The organism is Candidatus Accumulibacter aalborgensis (assembly GCF_900089955.1).
GTDB classification, from domain to species: domain Bacteria; phylum Pseudomonadota; class Gammaproteobacteria; order Burkholderiales; family Rhodocyclaceae; genus Accumulibacter; species Accumulibacter aalborgensis.
In genome coordinates this window covers 38,700-58,244 of the sequence record NZ_FLQX01000143.1, presented here as the reverse complement: position 1 = coordinate 58,244, position 19,545 = coordinate 38,700, and the positions used below count along the sequence as shown (strand labels likewise).

Here is a 19,545-nt window from a genome sequence, read left to right as displayed (position 1 = left end):
GTCGTTCCACCACCCATCCCACTGCATACACGCCCGCGCTTATTGAGAAGTTACGCGTCAGCGACTCACGAACCTCCCCTCGCCCGCTCGCGGGAGAGGGGTCGGGGGGCGAGATGGGGAATTCGCGGAGCATGCTCCGTGCCCATCGAGCGATTCCGGCGTGCAAGCCGGAATGCGCCCTGCAAGGGAGGGGACGGTCATGGCTTTCATAATCTGGGGCGTCTGCAATTGTCATGACCGTTAGCCGAGCCGCTCAGCATTGTCCGTCACCTGGCGAAGGACGGGCGCCAGGCCGGCGTCGGCCACGGTGGCTGCAGAACCCGCGAGCTGATAGCAGGCCAGAGCGCTGCCGAGCAGCGCCTGGCCGAATTGAGCCTGTCGCTCGCGCATCTCGTCGGCGCTGCGACTGCTGGCCAGCGACATGGCGCTGCCGGCACACGCGGACATCGCCTCGCCGCTCCGCGTCCAGAACTTCCAGACCTCGGCCGGCATGGCCGTCGCCATGGCGACCATGGACTCGATCGGCACCGATACCTTCTCGCTGGTCATCAGGCCCATTTCGGCCCAGTCATGACCCTCGGCTGCCGTATGGCCGCGCAGCAGGCCGTAGCTGCGCTGCGTGACGACCTCGATCGAAGCGAGCATCATCTGGTTCATTTGCCGTCCTAACCGGGTCCATTGCAGGATCGGGGCCAGCAGTTCGTCGCGAAGATCTTCTCTTGTCATGTCTGAATCTCCTGATGGTTGTGGCGAATGCGCCACGGTTAACCCTGAGAGTCGCGCCGGCGACCTCACCGACCGACAGCTTAACCTCTCTTCCACGGCGCGTGGCAGTCGACTGCTCAGAGATAACGCGCCGCATCGGCAAAATTGATTCCCTGAGTAGCGGGCAGTTCGGCGCGCGTGACGCGCGCCAGCACGAAAGCCCTCTGGACAGGCGGCGGACCGGTCAGCTCGGCCACCGAAAAAGCGACCTCGGCCGCGGCTTCGGTGCTCTTCCCATCGAGCACCACGTTCATCGTGTTCAGCCGTAACTGCCTCTGCCCCACGTGCAGGTACTGTTCTGGTTTGGCGAGCACCTCGCGCAGCGCCTCCAGCTCCATCGCCAAGGCCGACTGGCTGTCGCCGATCGCCTCTAGCTGGCGCTCGTTGGCGACCAATTCGGCCTCCAGTCCGGCCTGCTCGCCGCGCCCAGCCGGCGGCGAACCGAACATCGAGCCGAGGCCCGGACCATGCTGTTGCAGCAGCCTCAGGCGGGCGCGCAGAAGCGCCCTCTTGCCTTCCAGTTCCTGCCTTTCGACGCGATCCCCGCCAATCTCGACCAGTGCCCGGGCAAGCAGATACTCGAACGCCTGGACGCCGGCGATGCGACGCAAACGGGACTCGTCGCGGCTGCAGATATGCGCGCGATGGTCCGAGAAACTGACGCTCGTCTGTACCACGTCCCGGTGCACCATGTCGCCCTGCAAGGCCAGCCCGAAGACGTGCTGCTCGCTGAACGCCATGCCCAGGACCAGACACGCTTCATCGAGTTCCGGAGCCTTGGCGAACAGGGTGCGCAGGTTATCCGAGCGGCCCAGTGCGACCGTAATGTCCCCGGGGGCACCGAAAAAGGCTCTCCAGGCCGGGTCGGCTGCCCAACTGGCCGGTGACACCGGGCGGGCCGCCGGCAGCGCCTGGATTAGCGTGCGCAGGAATTCGATGCTGATCTTGACGGCCGGCGCCAGGTGAAGGTAGCACGACGGCAGCACCTTCAGGCGCGGATTGGTCAGCGTGATCGCCTTCTCGGTGGCGCTGCGAATCATCTCCTCGGAGACGCCATCCGGATCGAATTGCGCCGGCCTGTTCTTGAACCAGTCGAGAATACCCATGTACTCCTCCGGCTATGGAAAACCCCACGCACAGGCGCATTCCATCGCCCAAGAACCGTGCTCCGATGCCTGCCTGCATGTTCAGACGAAGGGCGCTCCGCCGCGGATCACGCCAACGGGTGACGCCGAACAATCGTCTCGCCGCGCTCCGGTCCGGTCGACACGATGTCGACCGGAACGTCGCACAGAGCTTCAATGCGCGCCAGATAATCCCGCGCCGTTGATGGCAGGGCGGCCATCGTGCTCGCACCGACCGTCGACTCGGACCAGCCGGGAAGAGTTTCGAGTATCGGCTCGCAGGCAGCGACTTCGTCGGCGCCCATCGGCAGCAGGTCGACGATCCTGCCGTCTAGCCGGTAACCCGTGCAAATCTTCAACTCGCGCAGGCCGTCGAGGACATCGAGCTTGGTGATACACAGACCGGTGACGCCATTGATCTGGATCGAACGTTTGAGGGCGGCGCTATCGAGCCAGCCGCAGCGACGCTTGCGTCCGGTCACGGTGCCGAATTCACGGCCTTTCTGCGACATCTGATGACCCGGCAGACCTTCGGTGTCAATGTCCAGCTCACTCGGAAAGGGGCCGCCGCCAACGCGCGTGCAATAAGCCTTGGTGATGCCCAGGACGTAATGCAGCATCCCCGGACCAATGCCGGAACCAGCCGCCGCCTGACCGGCGACGCAGTTCGACGAGGTGACGAAGGGGTAGGTGCCGTGATCGATGTCGAGCAGTGCGCCCTGGGCGCCTTCGAAGAGCAGGTTGTGGCCGGACTTGTTGATCGCGTACAGCGCCGCCGAGACATCGGCGACCAACGGTCTGATCTCCTCTGCGTCACTCATTGCCTGCGCCAGGAGAGCATCGAAATCGACCGCTTCAGCGCCGAGGTAGTGGGTCAGCACGAAGTTATGGTAGTGCAGGTTTTCCTTCACCTTGTCGGCAAAACGGTCGGGATGGAAGAGGTCGTAGACGCGCAGCGCACGCCTGGCCACCTTGTCTTCATAGGCCGGGCCGATGCCTTTGCCGGTCGTGCCGATCCTGGCGTCGGCGCACTTGGCGGCCTCGCGGGCATGATCGAGCGCCGCATGATAGGGAAGGATCAGCGGACAACCGGGGCTGACCTTGAGACGCGAGCGTACATCTATGCCGCCGGATTCGAGCACCCGGATTTCGCTGATCAGATGATGGATGTCGAGCACGACGCCATTGCCGATGAAGCAAGCGACCCCGTCACGAACGATTCCCGAAGGAACCAGGTTGAGCTTGTAGACCTTGTCGCCGACGACCAGCGTGTGCCCGGCATTGTGGCCACCCTGAAAACGGACGACACCCTTGGCATGATCCGTCAGCCAGTCAACGATCTTGCCCTTGCCCTCGTCGCCCCATTGCGTGCCAACGACGACGACGTTTCTGGCAACATTCTTAGCCATTGCATCCGTTCCTGTTGATTGCTTCGATGACCCATTGCCCGTTGTCTTCGACCAGTTGGCGGTCGCATACGGGTCCTTCACTGCCCGTCTCGGCCGAAAGTCGTTCAACGACAATCTCGCCCTGTTCGCGCAGCACGGCGATCGCCTTCGCCAGAGCCGCACTGGCCGCCACATTCGGCGCCAGCACCGCCCCCGGTGATGCAGGACTCGCAGCCAGCCGCGCCAGCTCGCGCAAATCGAGCGAGAAACCGGTCGCCGGCCGGTCGCGGCCGAAACTCCTGCCAACGCCGTCATACCGCCCACCGAGCGCGACCGCACTCGAAAAAGCCGGGTGGTAGGCAGCAAAAACGACGCCATTGTGATAATGGTAGCCGCGCAAGTCGGCCAGATCGAAGGACAGCGGCAAGTCAGGCAGCGACGCCTGCAACTGGCGCAGCGTGTCGAGTGCGGCGGCGATCGGCGCAAGATCGGGCAGCGCGAGGCGTGCTGCGGCCAAGGTCTCGACACCGCCGTAGAGGTCGGGCAAGGCGAGCAGCGCCGAAGCGAACGGTTCAGCGAGTGTGCGGCAGCGGTCGCGCAGGCTCGGGACGTCCTTGGCCTGCAGCAACTGCAGGAGAGCGCCCTCGAGTTCGCCGTCGAGCCCGGCGGCATCGGCCAGTGCGCGAAAAACACCGACATGACCGAGATCGATCCGCGCCGCCGGCACTCCGGCGCAGCTCAGCACATCGGCCATCAAGCGGATGACCTCGCGGTCGGCGGCGACACCGGCATGGCCAAACAGCTCGGCGCCGAGCTGGATGGGCTCGCGGCTGGCAGCCAGTGATGCCGGCAGGGTGTGCAGCACGCTGCCGCAATAACAGAGGCGGGTCACTCCCTGCCGATTGAGCAGATGGGCATCGATGCGGGCGACCTGTGGCGTCATGTCGGCGCGCACACCGAGCGTGCGTCCCGAGATCTGATCGACGAGCTTGAAGGTGCGCAGTTTCAGGTCCTGCCCGGAGCCGGTGAGCAGCGAGTCGAGGTGTTCGAGAAGCGGTGGCATGACCAGTTCGTAGCCATGCACCCGGCAGCGGTCGAGTAGCCTGCGGCGCAGCCGTTCGATCTGCGCCGCCTCTGACGGCAGCGCGTCGGCAAGGTGTTCAGGTAGCAGCCAATTCATTTGAAGATCATCAACAGGACCAGCCCGACCAGCATCGACGTCAGGCCAACGAAGCGAATCTGGCCATCGGTGAAGCGGACCAGCCGGCGGAAGGTCTCACGCCAGGCGCTCGGTGCCACGAACGGCAGCAAGCCCTCGAGCACCAGCATCAGGGCAAAGGCCAGCAACAGTTGGTTGCTCATTTGCCAACTTTATCGCCACCCCGGCCGACGCTCTTCATGTACTTGAAAAAATCCGAACTGGGTTCGACGACAATGACGTCGCTCTTGCCCTTGAAGCTGCCGCGATAGGCTTCCAGGCTGCGATAGAAGGCGTAGAACTCGGCATTGCCTTCAAAGGCCTGGGCATAGATGGTCGACGCCTTGGCATCGCCCTCACCCTTCATCTTCTGGGCGTCGCGATAGGCCTCGGCAACGATCACTTCGTGCTGTTTGTCGGCATCGGCACGAATCTTCTCGGCCTCGGCAAAACCCTGCGAACGCAGTTCGTTGGCCACGCGCTTGCGCTCTGCATCCATGCGCCGATAGACCGATTCGCTGACATCAATCGGCAATTCCACACGCTTGACGCGCACATCGACGATCTGCACGCCAATGTTGCGTGCGTCGAGGTCGGCCTTGTCGCGCATCTGCTCCATGATCTGGTTGCGCTCGCCGGAGACCACCTCATGCACGGTCCGCTTGCCGAATTCCTCGCGCAGACCGGCATTCACGGTCTGCGCGATGCGCGTCTTGGCCCGTGATTCATCGCCGGCGACCGAGCGATAGTAGAGCTTCGGGTCGATGATTCGCCACTTGGTAAAGGAGTCGACGAGAACGTTCTTCTTCTCCGAGGTGAGGAAACGTTCGGGCTCGGCACTTTCGAGGGTCAGAATGCGCTTGTCGTAATAGCGCACGTTCTGGATCATCGGCCACTTGAAATACAGACCCGGCTCTTCGAGGACGCTGCGAATCTCGCCGAGCTGGAAGACGATCGCGTACTGCCGCTGATCAACCGTGAAAATGGTCGCGCCGAGCACCACCAGGATGGCCACCAGGACCGCCGCCAAGACGTTGAGCGTTTTCATCAGCGAGCCTCCCGATCGCGCTGGCGCAAGGTCTCACGCGAACGCGCTTCGTTCTTCTCGACCACCTGTGGCGGCACCTCGTTGGACAGCGCCGGCGTCGATCGGGCTGCTGCCGGCACCTCGGCGATGCCGCCAGCAGCAGCCGGCGCAGCAGTTGCTGCTCCAGCGGCCTGCATCAGCTTGTCGAGCGGCAGGTAGAGCAGATTGCTCTGCCCCTTGGTATCGATCAGGACCTTGCTGGTATTCGAGTAAACCTGCTGCATGGTATCGAGGTACATCCGGCTGCGGGTCACTTCCGGCGCCTTGGCGTATTCGGTGAGAATCTGTTTGAAGCGGCTGGCGTCACCCTCGGCAGTGGCAATGACTCGCTTCTTGTAGCCCTCGGACTCCTCGATCAGCCGCGCGGCCGTACCACGCGCCTTCGGGACGACGTCGTTGGCGTAGGCCTGACCCTCGTTCTTCTGCCGCTCGCGATCCTGCGAGGCCTTGACCGCATCATCGAAAGCGGCCTGCACCTGCTCCGGCGGCTGCGCATTCTGCATGGTGACCTTGGAAATCAGAATTCCGGTCTTGTAACGATCGAGGATGTCTTGCATCAGCTTCGAGGCATTGGCGGCGACGGTATCCCGCCCCTCGTAAAGAACGAAGTCCATTTTGTTCTTGCCGACTACCTCGCGAATGGCCGTCTCGGCCACCTGCATCACGGTATCGTCCGGATGCCGGTTGGCAAACACGTAGTCAACAGGGTCCTTGAGAATGTACTGCACGGCAAACTGAATGTTGATGATGTTCTCATCATCGGTAAGCATCAGCGCCTCCTTGAGAACCTTGTTCTTTTCACTGCCGCGATAGCCGATCTCCAGGGTCCGCACGCCGGAGACATTGACCAGTTCATGCGACTGGATGGGATACGGCAGTCGCCAGCGCAGACCGGGATCCGTGGACTCCTTGTAGCGGCCGAATTGCAGCACCAGCCCGACTTGCGACGCGTCGACGATGTAGAAGCCGCTCGCCAGCCAGACCACGACCACCAGGGCGAGCAACAGTCCGATCCCGCCGCCGAGGAACTTCGAGTTGAACTGGATGGGTGGACCGTCGCCACCGCCATCGCCATCGCCGCTGCCACCGCGACCAGGACGTTTGCGGTCGAAGATGCTGGACAGCCGGCGATTGAGGTCGCGCCACAACTGTTCGAGGTCAGGGGGGCCCTGATTGGGGCGTTTGCCACCACCGTCGTTGCCGCGATTGCCCCATTGTGGATCATTGAGCGACATAAGCATTCCAAAGCTTGAAATCATGGCGAGCCATCCGGACCAAAATTCAGTTCGATATCCTGCGCAGCAGCAGCGTTCGACGCCTGTTCACGCACCTTCAGTGTCTTCGCCAAAGCCATTTCGGCCAGCGCTTCGCGCAGCAGCGGCAGTCCATCACCGCATCTGGCGCTGACGCGAACGCGGCGGATTCTACCATACTCGTCCCGCTCGACCGCTGGCGGCAGCCCGCTGATGTCGAGCTTGTTGAGGACCATCATCTGCGGCACGTCGGCGGCGCCAATTTCAGCCAGAACCTTGTTCACGTCGGCAATCTGGTCGTCGCGCGCCGCGCTTGCCGAATCGACCACGTGCAGCAGCAGGTCGGCTTCGGCGGTTGCTTCAAGCGTGGCGTGGAAAGCGGCGACCAAGGAGTGTGGCAGGTCGCGGATGAAGCCGACGGTATCGGACAGCACGATATGGCCCGCCTCGGACAGCCACAGCTTGCGCGTCGTCGTATCGAGCGTGGCGAACAAGCGGTCGGCCGTAAAAACGCCGGCATGAGTGAGCGCATTGAACAGCGTCGACTTACCAGCATTGGTATAACCGACCAGCGAAACATTGAGCAATTCGCCGCGTCCCCGTGCCTTGCGCTGCACGCCGCGCTGGCGCTCCAGCCTGGCCAGCCTCTCCTTGAGCAGCCGGACCCGAATGCCGAGCAGGCGACGGTCGGTTTCGAGCTGCGTCTCGCCCGGACCACGCAGACCGATTCCTCCCTTCTGTCTTTCCAGGTGGGTCCAGCCACGCACCAGGCGAGTGGCGAGGTGCTCGAGCTGAGCGAGTTCGACCTGCAGCTTGCCCTCGGCGCTCTGTGCCCGCTGGGCAAAGATGTCGAGGATCAGACTGGTCCGGTCGATGACGCGACAGGCGAGCGCGCGCTCCAGATTGCGCTCCTGCCCCGCACTCAGTTCGTGGTTGAAGATCACCAGATCGGCCGTGTGTGCGGCAACCTCGGCTGCCACTTCAAGCACTTTGCCTTTGCCGGCATAGGTCGCCGCATCCGGGCTGTGGCGACGACCGTGCACTACGGCACAGACCGACGCACCGGCCGACCGGGCCAGCAGACGAACCTCTGCGAGCTGCTCGTCGAGGTCGTCACGACCGAAGTCGAGCTGGACAATGACGGCACGTTCCTCGCCTGATGGACGCTCATGCATGCACGTCACCAGAGAGTAAGTGATACGGGCGGGAGCAGTCGGAGCCTGGCAGGAGAGCGAACTTGTCGCGACTCGCCGTCAAAGCCGCGAAGCAGTCGGAGGAAGGGCAGGCAAAACGCTGAAGGTGGACAAGACGCCACCAAGAATGGTGGTGTTCATCACGCCTCGCTGTCGGCATCCTGCTGGATCGTGATGGGGCGCGAGGGAACGACCGTCGAAATGGCATGCTTGTAGACCATCTGGGTGACGGTGTTCTTGAGCAGAACGACGTACTGGTCGAAGGATTCGACCTGACCCTGGAGCTTGATACCGTTCACCAGGTAGATCGAAACCGGCACGCGCTCACGCCGCAGGGTGTTGAGAAAGGGGTCTTGTAAAACTTGCCCTTTGTTAGTCATTCGCCAAACTCCATCCTTGGTTATCTTCTGGAGCTTTCAGCATAATTGATTTTGCCGTCGTTTGCTATATCGAGCAGCCGAAAGACCAGTTGTGGCGCCTGGCGGTGCGATAATCGCCGCCTGCCCACCGACACGCCCGCTGGCCATGTTTCGCATCACCTTCTCCAACCGCTTCGAATTCTTGCTCGAAGCGCTGCTCGATCGCCTGAGTGACGAAGTCTGCTCGCCTGGCCGGTCGCCGTTCGCCACGCAGCAGGTGATCGTGCCCAGCATGGCGATCAGGCGGCGCGTCGAACTCGCCTGCGCCGACCGTCATGGAATCTGCGCCAACATTGATTTTTCCTATCTCGCCCAGTGGCTGTGGACTCGCATCGGCGAACTGGTCGCCATCCAGGAGGTGTCGCCTTTTGCACCGGCGCTGCTGGCCTGGCGGGTTTTCGAAATCCTGGCCGATAGCTCGTTCACGGACTCCTACCCGCGTCTCGCGCGCTACCTACGCGACACCGACCCGGTCATGCGCCTGGATCTGGCGCAGCGCTGCGCGCAGTTGATCGAACACTACATCACCTACCGCCCGCAATGGCTGGCGGCGTGGTCAGAGGGGAAACGCGCCCACATCCCGGGAATCGACGCCGGACGAGCTGAAGACGAGCTCTGGCAGGCCGCTCTCTGGCGGCGCATCACCAGCGAACTGGGCACCGCGCGGCAGCATCCGGCGGTAACCTTTTTCCAGACCATCGAGAGCCAGGGCAGCGAGGCAGCGGCACGGGAGTGCCTTCCCGCCAGCGCCAGCGTCTTCTGCCTGACCGCGATGCCACCGCTCTACCTCGACATCCTGCGCCAGTTGTCGCGCTGGATCGACATCCAGGTCTATGCCCTCAATCCGTGCCGCGAGTACTGGTTCGACATCGTTGACCAAAAGCGCCTGGGTTACCTCGCGGCGCGCGACCAGGACAGTCATCACGAGGTCGGCAACGCGCTGCTCGCCGCCTGGGGAAAACAGTCCCAGGCGCACATCGAGTTGCTCTTCGCTGAACAGGAGGGCATCGTCGAGGAAGACAGCCTGTTCCTGCCGGCCAGTGGCGACCACCTGCTGGCCAGATTACAGAACGCGATTCTTGATCTGCATGAACTCGAACCCGGCAGCTTCGAACTGGCGGCCGACGACCGCAGCATCGAAGTGCATGTCTGCCATTCGCTGACGCGCGAGCTGGAAGTGTTGCACGACCAGTTGCTCGCCCAGTTGGCCAGCGCCGAGCCGCCGGCGCCGGAGCAGATCGTCGTCGTCCTGCCGGACCTGAAAGCGGCAGCGCCGCTGATCGATGCAGTGTTTGGCACCGCCCCGGTGCAACGCCGGATTCCCTACACGATCACCGGCCTGCCGCCGACCCGGGTCAATCCGGTGGCGCGCGTGCTCGACACCCTGCTTTCGCTGTGCAGCAGCCGCTTCGCTGCCAGCGCCGTTTTCGACCTCTTGCAAGAGCCCCCGGTGGCGGCGAAGTTCGACCTGGAGGCCGCTGATCTGGATCTCATTCACGGCTGGATTCGTGACGCCGGCATACGCTGGGGGCTGGACGCCGAGAGCCGCAGGCGCCTGAACTTGCCGGCCAGCGAACGGCACAGCTTCGCCGATGGCCTGCACCGCCTGTTCCTCGCCTATGCGCTCGGTGATTCCCCGCTGGCCCGCAACACGGTCGTCGCCGGACGCATCGCCGCCGCCAGCCCAGAGGGCAGCGACGCCGCCACGCTCGGCCGCTTCTGGCGTTTCGTCGATGCCCTCGAAGAGCTGCGCGACGACTGGTCGCAGCCCAGGGACGCCAGCGCCTGGCAGCGCTCGCTGAGCGACGCGCTCGGCCATTTCACGCGCGCCGACGATGACCTGGTCGACGAGCTGCGCGTGATGCATGCAGCAATCAACGAACTCCATGCCAACATGGTGCGCGGCGGCGCCCGCGCGCCACTACCGCTGGCGGTGGTGCATAGTGCGCTGACCGCGCTACTCGACGACCCGGGACGAGGCGGCGTTCCCGGCGGCGGGCTCATCTTTTCTTCGCTGACCGGCCTGCGCGCCCTGCCTTACCGCGTCGTATGCCTGCTCGGCATGAATGATGGCGCCTTCCCGAGCGTCAACCGGCCGGCCGAGTTCGACCTCATGGCGCTGCAGCCACAGCCAGGTGACCGGCAGCGTCGCCTCGACGAGCGCAACCTGTTCCTCGACCTCGTCCTCGCTGCCCGGCAGCGCCTCTACCTGAGTTATAGCGGCCGCAGCATCCGCGATAACAGCCTTCTGCCGCCGTCGGTTCTGGTCGCCGAGTTGATCGACTACGCTGCCGCTGCCTGCGCGAATGACCCGACCGACGCGGCAAGCATCGCTGCGCTACGGCGACGACTGACCGTCGAGCATCCTTTACAGGCCTTCTCCGCCGAGTATTTCCTCGTCGGCAGCGATCCCCGCCGGCGCAGCTTCAACGCCGAGTACTGCCAGGCGCTGCAGCAAGGCCTGGCGGCGGCGCCGCTGACCAATACCTCGCAGCGCGAGGAGAAGGATAGCGATGAGGACGTCGATGAGCTGGTCAGCGAAGCGACGCTTCCCTTCTTCGCCAGCACACTGGCACCGCCGCCGGACGAATGGCGGCAGGTGAGCCTGGACCAGTTGTTGCAGTTCTTCGCCAACCCCTGCCGAATGCTGCTGGCCAAGCGTCTGAACGTCTCGCTGGCAGTCGCCGACGAGGATTTGCAGGACGAGGAGCCTTTCCTGCCCGACTATCCAGGGCGGCAAGCGCTCTCCCGGCGAGTTCTGCCAGCGCTGCTGGCGTCTGCCGACGATGACCAGGTCCTGCCGCTCGCGCTGGCCGGCAACGAGTTCCCGCCCGGGCCGCTTGGCGAGCGATTGATCGGCGAAGAAGTCGCACGCCTGCGCGCCTTCGCCGCCGAACTCCAGCCGCAACTGGCAGCCACGCCTCTGCCGGCCGTGCACGCGGTTTTCGACTACCCGCTTGACGGAGAAAACTGGCAGCTCGCCGGTGCGCTCGGCGATCTGCGCCCGGAAGGACTGCTCCGTTATCGCTACGACGAAGTGCGTCCTGCCGACTATCTGGCCGGCTGGATCACTCACCTGTTCCTCTGTGCCGCGGCCCCTGTGGGAGTCAGGCGGCAAACCTGCTGGCACTCGCGCGACGGCAGCTACCATCTGACACCGTGCGAGGCAGCAACGGCCCGCGCGCGGCTAGGCGAACTGCTGCACCTCTACCGTCGTGGCCTGTCGGCACCGCTGCACTTTTTTCCGAAAAGCGCCTGGGCCTACGTCAGCAGCGGGGACAGCCTCACCGCAGCTCGCAAGCGCTGGCGCAACAGCCGCAACGCGGCCTGGGGAGAGGAGGCCGATCCGGCGTATCGGCTGGCTCTCAGAGGCCTCGGCGACCCGCTCGATGCCGCCTTCGAACAGTGCGCGAGCACCGTCTTCGGCCCACTGCTCGCCTATCTGGACGATTCGCGCCGATGAGCTTGCCATTCACACCGACTGGCTCCGGGGCGATCGACCTCGATGTCTTCGCCTGCCCGCTCGACGGCATGCGCCTGATCGAGGCTTCCGCGGGCACCGGCAAGACGTGGAACATCTGCGGACTGTACCTCCGCCTGCTGCTCGAAAAGAAGCTCAATGTGCGGCAGATCCTGGTCGTCACGTTCACCAATGCGGCCACCGCCGAACTGCGCGCGCGCATCCGCGGCCGAATGGTCGACGTCCTCGCTTATCTGCGCCACGGAACGATCGCCGACGACCGTTTCGTCGCCGGGCTGGTCGCCGCAGTAGCCAGCAATGCCGACGTCGATCGCCAGCAGATGCTCGCGCGCCTCGACGCGGCGCTGCATGCCTTCGACGAAGCGGCCGTGTTCACGATCCATGGCTTCTGCCAACGGGTGCTGGTGGACACCCCGTTTGCCGCCGGCCTGCCGTTCAGCCTGGAACTGCTGGCCGACGAGCAGCCTCTGCGGCTTGAAGCGGTCAGCGACTTCTGGCGGCGCCACGTGGCCAGCACGGAGATTTCACCGGCTCTCGCCGACTACCTCGCACAGCGTCAGGATTGCCCGGAAAGCTGGGCCAGACTGCTCGGCCGCCAACTCGCCAAGTCCCGCTCGCGCGTCATCTGGCCGGAAGAACTGGAGAGCGAAGGGGCGATCGATACGCCTGGCCTGGCCGATGCCTTCGCGCGCGCCAGCCAACTGTGGGGAGGCGATGGCGCCGGGCCGACCGGCGCGCTGCTGGTCGGGCTCGCCGCGCTCAATGCCGGTTCGTACAAGGAAGACAGCGTGCGCACCGCCGCCCGCACGTGGACCGAGTGGTTCACCCGCGGCATGTCCCACGCTCCCGACCCGGAAGAGAGCAAGGCGCGTCTCTTCACAGCGGACTTCATCACCGCCAGGAAAAAGAAAAACCAGACGCCTCCCGCGCATCCCTTTTTCGCCGCCGCTGACAATCTGCTGGCGCGGCACGCTTCGCTGACGCAGGCGCTGCACCTCGCCCGCCTGCGCCTCCTGCGCCGGATGTTCGACGAAGCCGGTACCGCCTTGCGCCAGCAAAAGCGACGTCAGCGCGTGCTGTCCTTCAACGACATGCTCTACAACGTCGATGCGGCGCTGGCTTCAGGCGACACGCCCTGGCTCGCCGACTCTCTGCTTGATCGTTATCCGGTGGCCTTGATCGACGAATTCCAGGATACCGATCCGCTGCAATATGCGATTTTCCAGCGCATCTACGGCGCCTGCGGCGACCGGCCGGCAGCGCCGCTGTTCCTGGTCGGCGATCCCAAGCAGGCGATCTACAGTTTTCGCAACGCCGACCTGCACACCTACCTCGCCGCTCGACGCCAAGCGGGCACACCGTACACCTTGCGCCATAATCAGCGCTCGACGGTGCCGCTGATCGACGCCTGCAACGCACTCTTCGAGGCCAATCCGGCGGGTTTCATCCTGCCCGGACTCAATTACGAGCCGGTTAGCGCCGGCGACAAGCCGCGGCCGCTGCTCACCGACCATAGCGACCAATGTGACCAGGCGCCGGCGGCGCTGCGCGTCTGGTGGCTACCCGACGACGGGGGGCAGTATCTCTTGCGTGCCGAAGCCATTCAACAAGTGCTACGCGCCACCGCCACCGAGGTGGCTCGCCTGCTACGCGCTGCACAGGCAGGCCGCATCACGCTCGGCGAACGTCCGTTGGCGCCTGGTGACCTGGCCATCCTGGTCAAGAGCCACGCTCAGGGGCGTCTGCTCAGGGACGCGCTGCTGCAGGTCGGCGTCGGCAGTGTCGAACTTTCGCAGCACAGCATTTTTCACACCCTGGACGCCGAGGATCTCGAGCGGGTGCTGCTGGCGATCCTCGAGCCGAACCGCCCCCCCCTGCTCTACAGCGCGCTGGCCACCGAACTGATGGGCTTCGACGCGGTCTCCGTAGCTGCCCTGGCGGCAGACGAAGCGCAGTTGCTGCGCACGATGGCGCGCTTCAGCGGCTACCGCGACATCTGGCAGCGGCGTGGTTTCGGCGTCATGCTGCGCGCCTGGATCGACAGCGAAGCGGTCACATCTCGTCTGCTGGCGCGCAGCGACGGCGAGCGACGGCTGACCAACCTGCTGCACCTCGGCGAACTGCTGCAACATGTCGGCGCTGACCACCCGGCGCCGAATGCGCTGCTCCGCTGGCTGAACAGCCAACGGCGCGACGACGGCACCGACGAGGTCGCCCAGTTGCGCCTCGAGTCGGACCGGAACCTGGTCCAGATCGTGACGATCCACAAATCCAAGGGGCTCGAATACGGCATCGTTTTCTGCCCCTTCCTGTGGGATGGGCAGCCATCGCGTTTTGCCGAGGCGGAAGGCAGGGAGTACCACGACGATGACGGACAACCGGTGATCGACTTCCGGCTTGAGGGGGATGCGGCGGCCGCAGACGAGATCAAGAGGCGACGGCGAGAGGAGAAGGACGCCGAGTTCATGCGCCTGGTGTACGTTGCTCTGACGCGCGCCGCGCAGCGCTGCTACCTGGTCGCCGGCTGCTATGCAACGGCGGCCTTCGGCAAGCGCTCGGCTACGCAGGGCAACCACAGCCTGCTCAACTGGCTGGTCTCCGGCAGGGATCTGAGTTACGCCGAATGGCTGAGCCACAAGCTTCCGGCCAGCCAGATCGAGGCCGACTGGCGATCACTGGCGACAGCCGCCAGCCCGCAACTGTCGCTCACCGACCTGCCCGGAAAAGCAGCGATCACGCTCACCACCGCCCGACTGGCGCCGGAGAGTCTCAGCGCACTGCCGCCACCGGCAAGGATCCCTGCCGCCTGGCGGATCGGCAGCTTCAGCAGTCTGCAGCACGGCGCCGAAAGCGAAGTCTCGGCCAGCGACCACGACGGCCGCGCGGCGCTGGCAATGCCGGCAGTCGGCGGCAGCCAGGCCACAGTTCAGACGGCTGCCGACAGCGCAGCAAATGGGATACTCCCCGACGACATCCTGCTCTTTCCGCGCGGCCCGGCAGCCGGAGATTGCGTGCATGCGCTCTTCGAGCGCGTCGACTTTGCCGACCCACGCCGGTGGCCGGAGGCCATCGACGCGGCGCTGGCCTCCTATCCGCAGCTACTGCCCGGTCAACCGGCCAGCGCGTCGGCCAGCCGTCTCGCGCGTATGCTGCGGCGCCTGCTCGACGATGTGCTGGCGACGCCGCTGCCCGGCGGAATCGTCCTTTCGTCGCTGTTGCCGCGGCAACGCCTGATTGAACTCGAGTTCAATCTGCCAACCGCCGGGATCACGGCACAGGCGCTCAACGGCTGGCTGAAAGCGCACGGTTACGCGCTGCCGCGGCTGGGCTTCCCGCCGCTGGCCGGCTACCTCAAGGGGTTCATCGATCTGGCATTCTGCCACGCAAATCGCTACTATGTCCTTGACTGGAAATCGAATCACCTCGGATACGCGGCCACCGACTACGGCCAGCAGCGATTGGCGATGGCCATGAGCGCACATGGCTACCACCTGCAATCCCTGATCTACTGCGTCGCGCTGCACCGTTACCTGCGCCGTCGGGTCGCCGGCTACGATTACGAGCGCCACTTCGGCGGCGCGCATTATCTGTTTGTCCGCGGCGTCCGCCCCGACTGGCATGAAGTGGCCGCAGACGGCAGAGCGATCGTCTGCGGCGTCCATCACCATCGCCCGCCGAGAAGCACCCTCGAATCACTCGACGCGCTGCTTGCCGGCGCGTCACTGGCAACCAGCGCATGAGTTTTCGCCCTGCCCTCGGTGCTCTTTCCCCTGACCAGCCGGTAGCGAGCGATCTCGCCGAGGGTTTCGTGAGCCACGTGGTACAGTGGGCCGCACAGGTCGGAGCGCCAGCAGACAGCCTGGCCGTACTCGCGGCAGCAGCCCGCCAGGTCAGCCTGGCGATCCAGAACGGACACGTCTGCGCCCAGGTGGACGATCTCGCCACGCTCTTCCCCGCGCAATCGGTGGCCGAACTGTCGCGCTGTCTGCTGGCCAGTGGAATGGTGGCTTTGGCCGGCGAGTCGCACGTTCCGCCAAGAATCTTGCCGCCGATTCTGCCACTCGTCCTTGATCAGGGCAGGCGCCTCTACCTGCACCGCTATTTCGACTACGAGCGCCGGCTGGCAGCGAATCTGCGGCAACGCGCCGCGCGCAGTCCGCTGGCTCATAACGACGATCTGCGCCGGCAACTCGACCGTCTTTTCGCCGATAATGCGCGGCGGCTCGGCGATCGCCCGGACTGGCAGAAGATTGCTGCAGCACTCGCCTGGCGAGGCAAGCTGACGATCATCAGTGGTGGCCCCGGTACCGGTAAAACGACTACTGTCGTTGCGCTACTCGCCTGTTTGCTGGCCGAGAACCACAAGCTACGCGTCGCACTGGCCGCGCCGACCGGCAAGGCCGCAGCGCGCATGCTTGATGCGCTGCGCAAACGTGCCGGCTCCCTGTCGCCCGCGCTGCAAGCGCTGCTGCCACGCGAGTCGCACACGGTACACCGACTGCTCGGTGTCACCCCGGACCCAGGCCGCTTCCGCTACCATGCCGACAACCCGCTGCCGATCGACGCCCTGATCGTCGATGAAGCGTCGATGCTTGACCTGGCCCTGGCCTGCCGGCTGTGCGAAGCCGTACCACCGGATGCCCGCCTGGTACTGCTCGGTGACAAGGACCAGTTGGCAGCCGTCGAAGCCGGCGCGGTGTTTGCCGAAATCTCGGCCTACCCCACGCTGACGGCCACCTGCATCGCCGAACTTTCAGCTCTGACCTCTACGCCGGCGGCACGCATCTGCCTGCCGATCGCCATCACGCCGACCGCAACCCCGACCTCGACTCCGACCCCGCTCGCCGACTGCGTGGTCTGGTTCTCCGAGAGCCACCGCTTCGCCAGCAGCTCAGGCATCGGCCGGCTCGCCGCCAACATCAATGCGGGCCGTGGCGGCGAAGCCTGCGCATGGCTGGCCACGAGCGACGATTCGTCGGTCGGCTGGCTGGCCGATGGCTCCGCCGACCTCGCGCCGACGACACGACAAGCGATGCTTGACGGCTACCGCCCCTATCTCGAAACGCTCGCGCGCGTCGACCTGGTGACCCAGCGTGACCAGGTATTTGCCGCCTTCGATCGCTTCCGTGTGCTCTGCGCACTGCGCGAGACGGCACGCGGCGTGCATGCGATCAACCGACTGCTCGGCCAGCATGCACAGCACTTCACCGGTGACAGCGCTGCTGCCGAAAGCCATTCACCGTGGTACCCCGGCCGGCCGGTGATGGTCCTCAGAAATGACTATGTACTGAAACTGTTCAACGGTGACGTCGGCATCTGCCTACCCGACGAGGCCGGCCATCTGATGGTCTGGTTTCCCGAGCAGGACGCCGGTTTCCGGCCGGTCGCGCCGATCCGCCTGCCGGAGCACGACAGCGCCTTCGCGATGACGGTGCATAAGTCGCAGGGCTCCGAGTTCGAATCGGTATTGCTGCTGCTGCCCGAAAAGACCAGCCGCGTGCTGACCCGCGAACTCTTCTACACCGGCGTCACCCGGGCGTCGAAGAGAGTCAGAGTAGTCGGAAGCCAGGAGGTCCTGGTCAGCGCCTGCGCCAACCGGACCTGGCGGCATTCCGGCCTCATCGCCCGGCTGGGCGAGGCCGCAGGATGAGTGCCACTGGCAGTGGGTAGTGGCGAATTCGCCACGGTGGGTGGCATAATGACCGCCGTCACACAGAGGAGACGTCGATGGATTCTGGATCGCTTGCTGATATGAGTTGGCGTGCCTTCGCACTGGTAGCCCTGATTGCCGGTGGCCTGGTTTGGGCATTCGTCTTCTTTCTGCGCCGAAACAACAAGGATCTCGAGAGCCTCGAAGAGACACTGGCTGATGATCGAAAGGAAGGCGATTCATAGGGATGCGGCAGGGGCGATGGCGTGGCAGGTGTTCCTCTGATGCAACAGGAGCCGCGCCGCCCAGATCGCCAGTGACTGGCCCCACGGCGCCAGCCTCGGCAACTGACACAGATCGTCGCCAAGCCGCGCAACACCGGGCACGGTGCTGACCGCAGCAGCAAAACCCAGCCGCCTCAACAACTCGACATGGCTGGCGTCATAGTCGCGCGCTGGCTTGCCGTTCGGATAGGCAAAAACGTCAACCGGTGCATCGATTATTTCCTGCAGACGATTGCGCCCGGCGGCGATTTCGTGCTCGACTTCAACCGGAGTCAGCGTCGTCAGGATAGGATGGTTGACCGTATGCCCACCGATTTCCATCCCTGCGCTGTGCAACTGCCGCACCTGCTCGGAGCGCATCATCAGATCGGCCGGCAGACGGGCTACTCCGCTCAAGCGCTGCAAATGGGAAATCGCTTCGTCGCGCGCGCTCAGGGTCATGTACTTGATGCGCGGCAGCAGCGCTTCGATCACTACTCTTCGTTCGGCCGAGCCCGCCAGCGAGCAAACACCCAGGCCAAATTCTTCGAGATCGATCGTTGCATGACGACAAGCGCGGACGATTTCAATCACCGAATCGTTCCACATGCGGCCGCCATCAAGAAACCCGGTCGAAACGAAGAAGCTGGCCGGCAAGCCACAACGTTGCAGAATCGGTAGCGCGACGTCGGCATTATCCGCATAACCGTCGTCGAAAGTCACTACCAATGCTCTGGGCGGCAGTTCTCCGCGCTGCAGGCGGGAGACTGCGTCAGCCAGCGTCATGACGCTGAAAGTGCGTGCGACCAGGCGCATCAGGCGTTCGAAGTGCGCCGCATCTGCCTCGGCCGGGAAGATCGCGTCGGTGCGCGCGCGCACGCGATGGAAGATCAGGATCGAGAGCCGTGGGGCGGTCGTCAGTCCATAGACGCCATGGGCAATCCGGCTGGCAGTAGACACCAGCGGGTCCAGTAAGTCCACTAGAAGCACCTCATGTCAGGCGGGGACCCCAGGTTTGCGCAGGGTCACCAGGATCCAGCCACGCAGGAAACGCAGACGGTCGAAGCGGCTGATCAGTTTCTCGTAGCAGGTGCCCAGGAAAAAGAGCGCACCGTTGAACATCAGGTAGTTCGGGTATTGGCTCAGATACTCGAAGGATTCGACGGACAGCCGTGCCATCGCCGCCAGGCGGTCCACAGCGGCCCGTGTATTGGTCCGGTAAGCGATGGGAAAGGTGTCCTCCTCCGCTCGTCCCTCGACCTGTTTGACGATCCGGGCATGAAAACGGTTGGGCACGAGGCGCGCAACCAGCGTCCCGTAGTCCCACATATTGGCGGTCAGGAAGACCACCGCGCCGCCAGGGCGCAGGATGCGCGAGAACTCCTGGTACACCGAGTCGGGGTCGGTCAGATGCTCGAACACGCTCCGCGACATGATCAGGTCCACGCTGGCATCGGGCAAGGGGATGCTCGACAAGTCGGCATTGTAGGTCTCGATGCCGGGCGGAACGTCGGTAAAACTGACCAGTTCGACGCCAATCAGGCGCCGTGCCCGGCCGAGATATTTCTTCAGGACCGGGACGGTACGACCGCAACCAGCGTCGAGCAAAGCGGACGTCGGTGCCAGCAGGGAGTCGACCCGCTGCTCATACAGGCGATAGGGATGCGGGCTGTTGGCATAATACTTGCGCAGCAATGTTTCGGACAGAGCGGTCATAGGACATT

The 19,545-nt window shown here is 64.4% G+C and carries 15 protein-coding genes; 4 read left to right on the top strand and 11 right to left on the bottom strand.

From position 1 onward, the window contains the following. Nucleotides 1–240: 240 nt before the first annotated feature. The 9 genes from ACCAA_RS17280 to hfq form a co-directional block, all read right to left on the bottom strand. Nucleotides 241–726 (bottom strand): hypothetical protein, encoded by a 486-nt coding sequence (locus tag ACCAA_RS17280; RefSeq protein ID WP_186408493.1) that lies wholly within the window; start codon nucleotides 724–726, stop codon nucleotides 241–243. A gap of 116 nt (nucleotides 727–842) precedes the next feature. Next, nucleotides 843–1,871: a hypothetical protein gene (locus ACCAA_RS17275; protein ID WP_186408492.1), complete on the bottom strand. Its 1,029-nt coding sequence runs from the start codon at nucleotides 1,869–1,871 to the stop codon at nucleotides 843–845. A 107-nt stretch (nucleotides 1,872–1,978) separates the two neighbouring features. Then, nucleotides 1,979–3,298, bottom strand: coding sequence for an adenylosuccinate synthase (locus ACCAA_RS17270; RefSeq protein WP_186408491.1), 1,320 nt, complete (start codon nucleotides 3,296–3,298; stop codon nucleotides 1,979–1,981). Next, nucleotides 3,291–4,457 (bottom strand): ATP phosphoribosyltransferase regulatory subunit, encoded by a 1,167-nt coding sequence (locus ACCAA_RS17265; RefSeq protein ID WP_186408490.1) that lies wholly within the window; start codon nucleotides 4,455–4,457, stop codon nucleotides 3,291–3,293. Before ACCAA_RS17265 ends, ACCAA_RS17270 begins: the two co-directional genes overlap by 8 nt. After that, nucleotides 4,454–4,639 carry a DUF2065 domain-containing protein gene (locus ACCAA_RS17260; protein WP_186408489.1) on the bottom strand — a complete coding sequence of 62 codons (186 nt, stop codon included), beginning with the start codon at nucleotides 4,637–4,639 and terminating at the stop codon, nucleotides 4,454–4,456. The genes ACCAA_RS17265 and ACCAA_RS17260 overlap by 4 nt, the downstream gene beginning before the upstream one ends. After that, entirely contained in the window at nucleotides 4,636–5,523 is an 888-nt protein-coding gene (hflC, locus tag ACCAA_RS17255) for a protease modulator HflC (RefSeq protein WP_425394494.1), read from the bottom strand. The genes ACCAA_RS17260 and hflC overlap by 4 nt, the downstream gene beginning before the upstream one ends. After that, nucleotides 5,523–6,797 (bottom strand): FtsH protease activity modulator HflK, encoded by a 1,275-nt coding sequence (hflK, locus tag ACCAA_RS17250; RefSeq protein ID WP_186408488.1) that lies wholly within the window; start codon nucleotides 6,795–6,797, stop codon nucleotides 5,523–5,525. The genes hflC and hflK overlap by 1 nt, the downstream gene beginning before the upstream one ends. 20 nt (nucleotides 6,798–6,817) lie before the next feature. Then, nucleotides 6,818–7,990, bottom strand: coding sequence for a GTPase HflX (gene hflX / locus ACCAA_RS17245; protein ID WP_186408487.1), 1,173 nt, complete (start codon nucleotides 7,988–7,990; stop codon nucleotides 6,818–6,820). A gap of 158 nt (nucleotides 7,991–8,148) precedes the next feature. After that, nucleotides 8,149–8,388, bottom strand: a complete 240-nt coding sequence (hfq, locus tag ACCAA_RS17240; protein ID WP_186408486.1) for an RNA chaperone Hfq — start codon at nucleotides 8,386–8,388, stop codon at nucleotides 8,149–8,151. Between the two features lie 145 nt (nucleotides 8,389–8,533). Here hfq and recC point away from each other — a divergent pair, with 145 nt between their 5' ends. The 4 genes from recC (at nucleotide 8,534) to ACCAA_RS17220 (ending at nucleotide 17,803) form a co-directional block, all read left to right on the top strand. Continuing rightward, nucleotides 8,534–11,890: an exodeoxyribonuclease V subunit gamma gene (gene recC / locus ACCAA_RS17235; protein ID WP_186408485.1), complete on the top strand. Its 3,357-nt coding sequence runs from the start codon at nucleotides 8,534–8,536 to the stop codon at nucleotides 11,888–11,890. Beyond that, complete coding sequence (recB, locus tag ACCAA_RS17230; protein ID WP_186408484.1) at nucleotides 11,887–15,648, top strand: exodeoxyribonuclease V subunit beta; 3,762 nt, start codon at nucleotides 11,887–11,889, stop codon at nucleotides 15,646–15,648. Before recC ends, recB begins: the two co-directional genes overlap by 4 nt. Beyond that, nucleotides 15,645–17,558 (top strand): exodeoxyribonuclease V subunit alpha, encoded by a 1,914-nt coding sequence (gene recD / locus ACCAA_RS17225; protein WP_186408483.1) that lies wholly within the window; start codon nucleotides 15,645–15,647, stop codon nucleotides 17,556–17,558. The genes recB and recD overlap by 4 nt, the downstream gene beginning before the upstream one ends. 77 nt (nucleotides 17,559–17,635) lie before the next feature. Then, nucleotides 17,636–17,803, top strand: coding sequence for a hypothetical protein (locus ACCAA_RS17220; RefSeq protein ID WP_186408482.1), 168 nt, complete (start codon nucleotides 17,636–17,638; stop codon nucleotides 17,801–17,803). Here ACCAA_RS17220 and ACCAA_RS17215 read toward each other — a convergent pair. Next, nucleotides 17,798–18,781, bottom strand: coding sequence for a polysaccharide deacetylase family protein (locus ACCAA_RS17215; protein WP_245754642.1), 984 nt, complete (start codon nucleotides 18,779–18,781; stop codon nucleotides 17,798–17,800). The genes ACCAA_RS17220 and ACCAA_RS17215 overlap by 6 nt on opposite strands. Nucleotides 18,782–18,817: 36 nt before the next feature. Further along, a complete protein-coding gene (locus ACCAA_RS17210; protein WP_186408481.1) occupies nucleotides 18,818–19,537 on the bottom strand; it encodes a class I SAM-dependent methyltransferase in 720 nt (239 codons plus the stop codon). Nucleotides 19,538–19,545 lie beyond the last annotated feature (8 nt).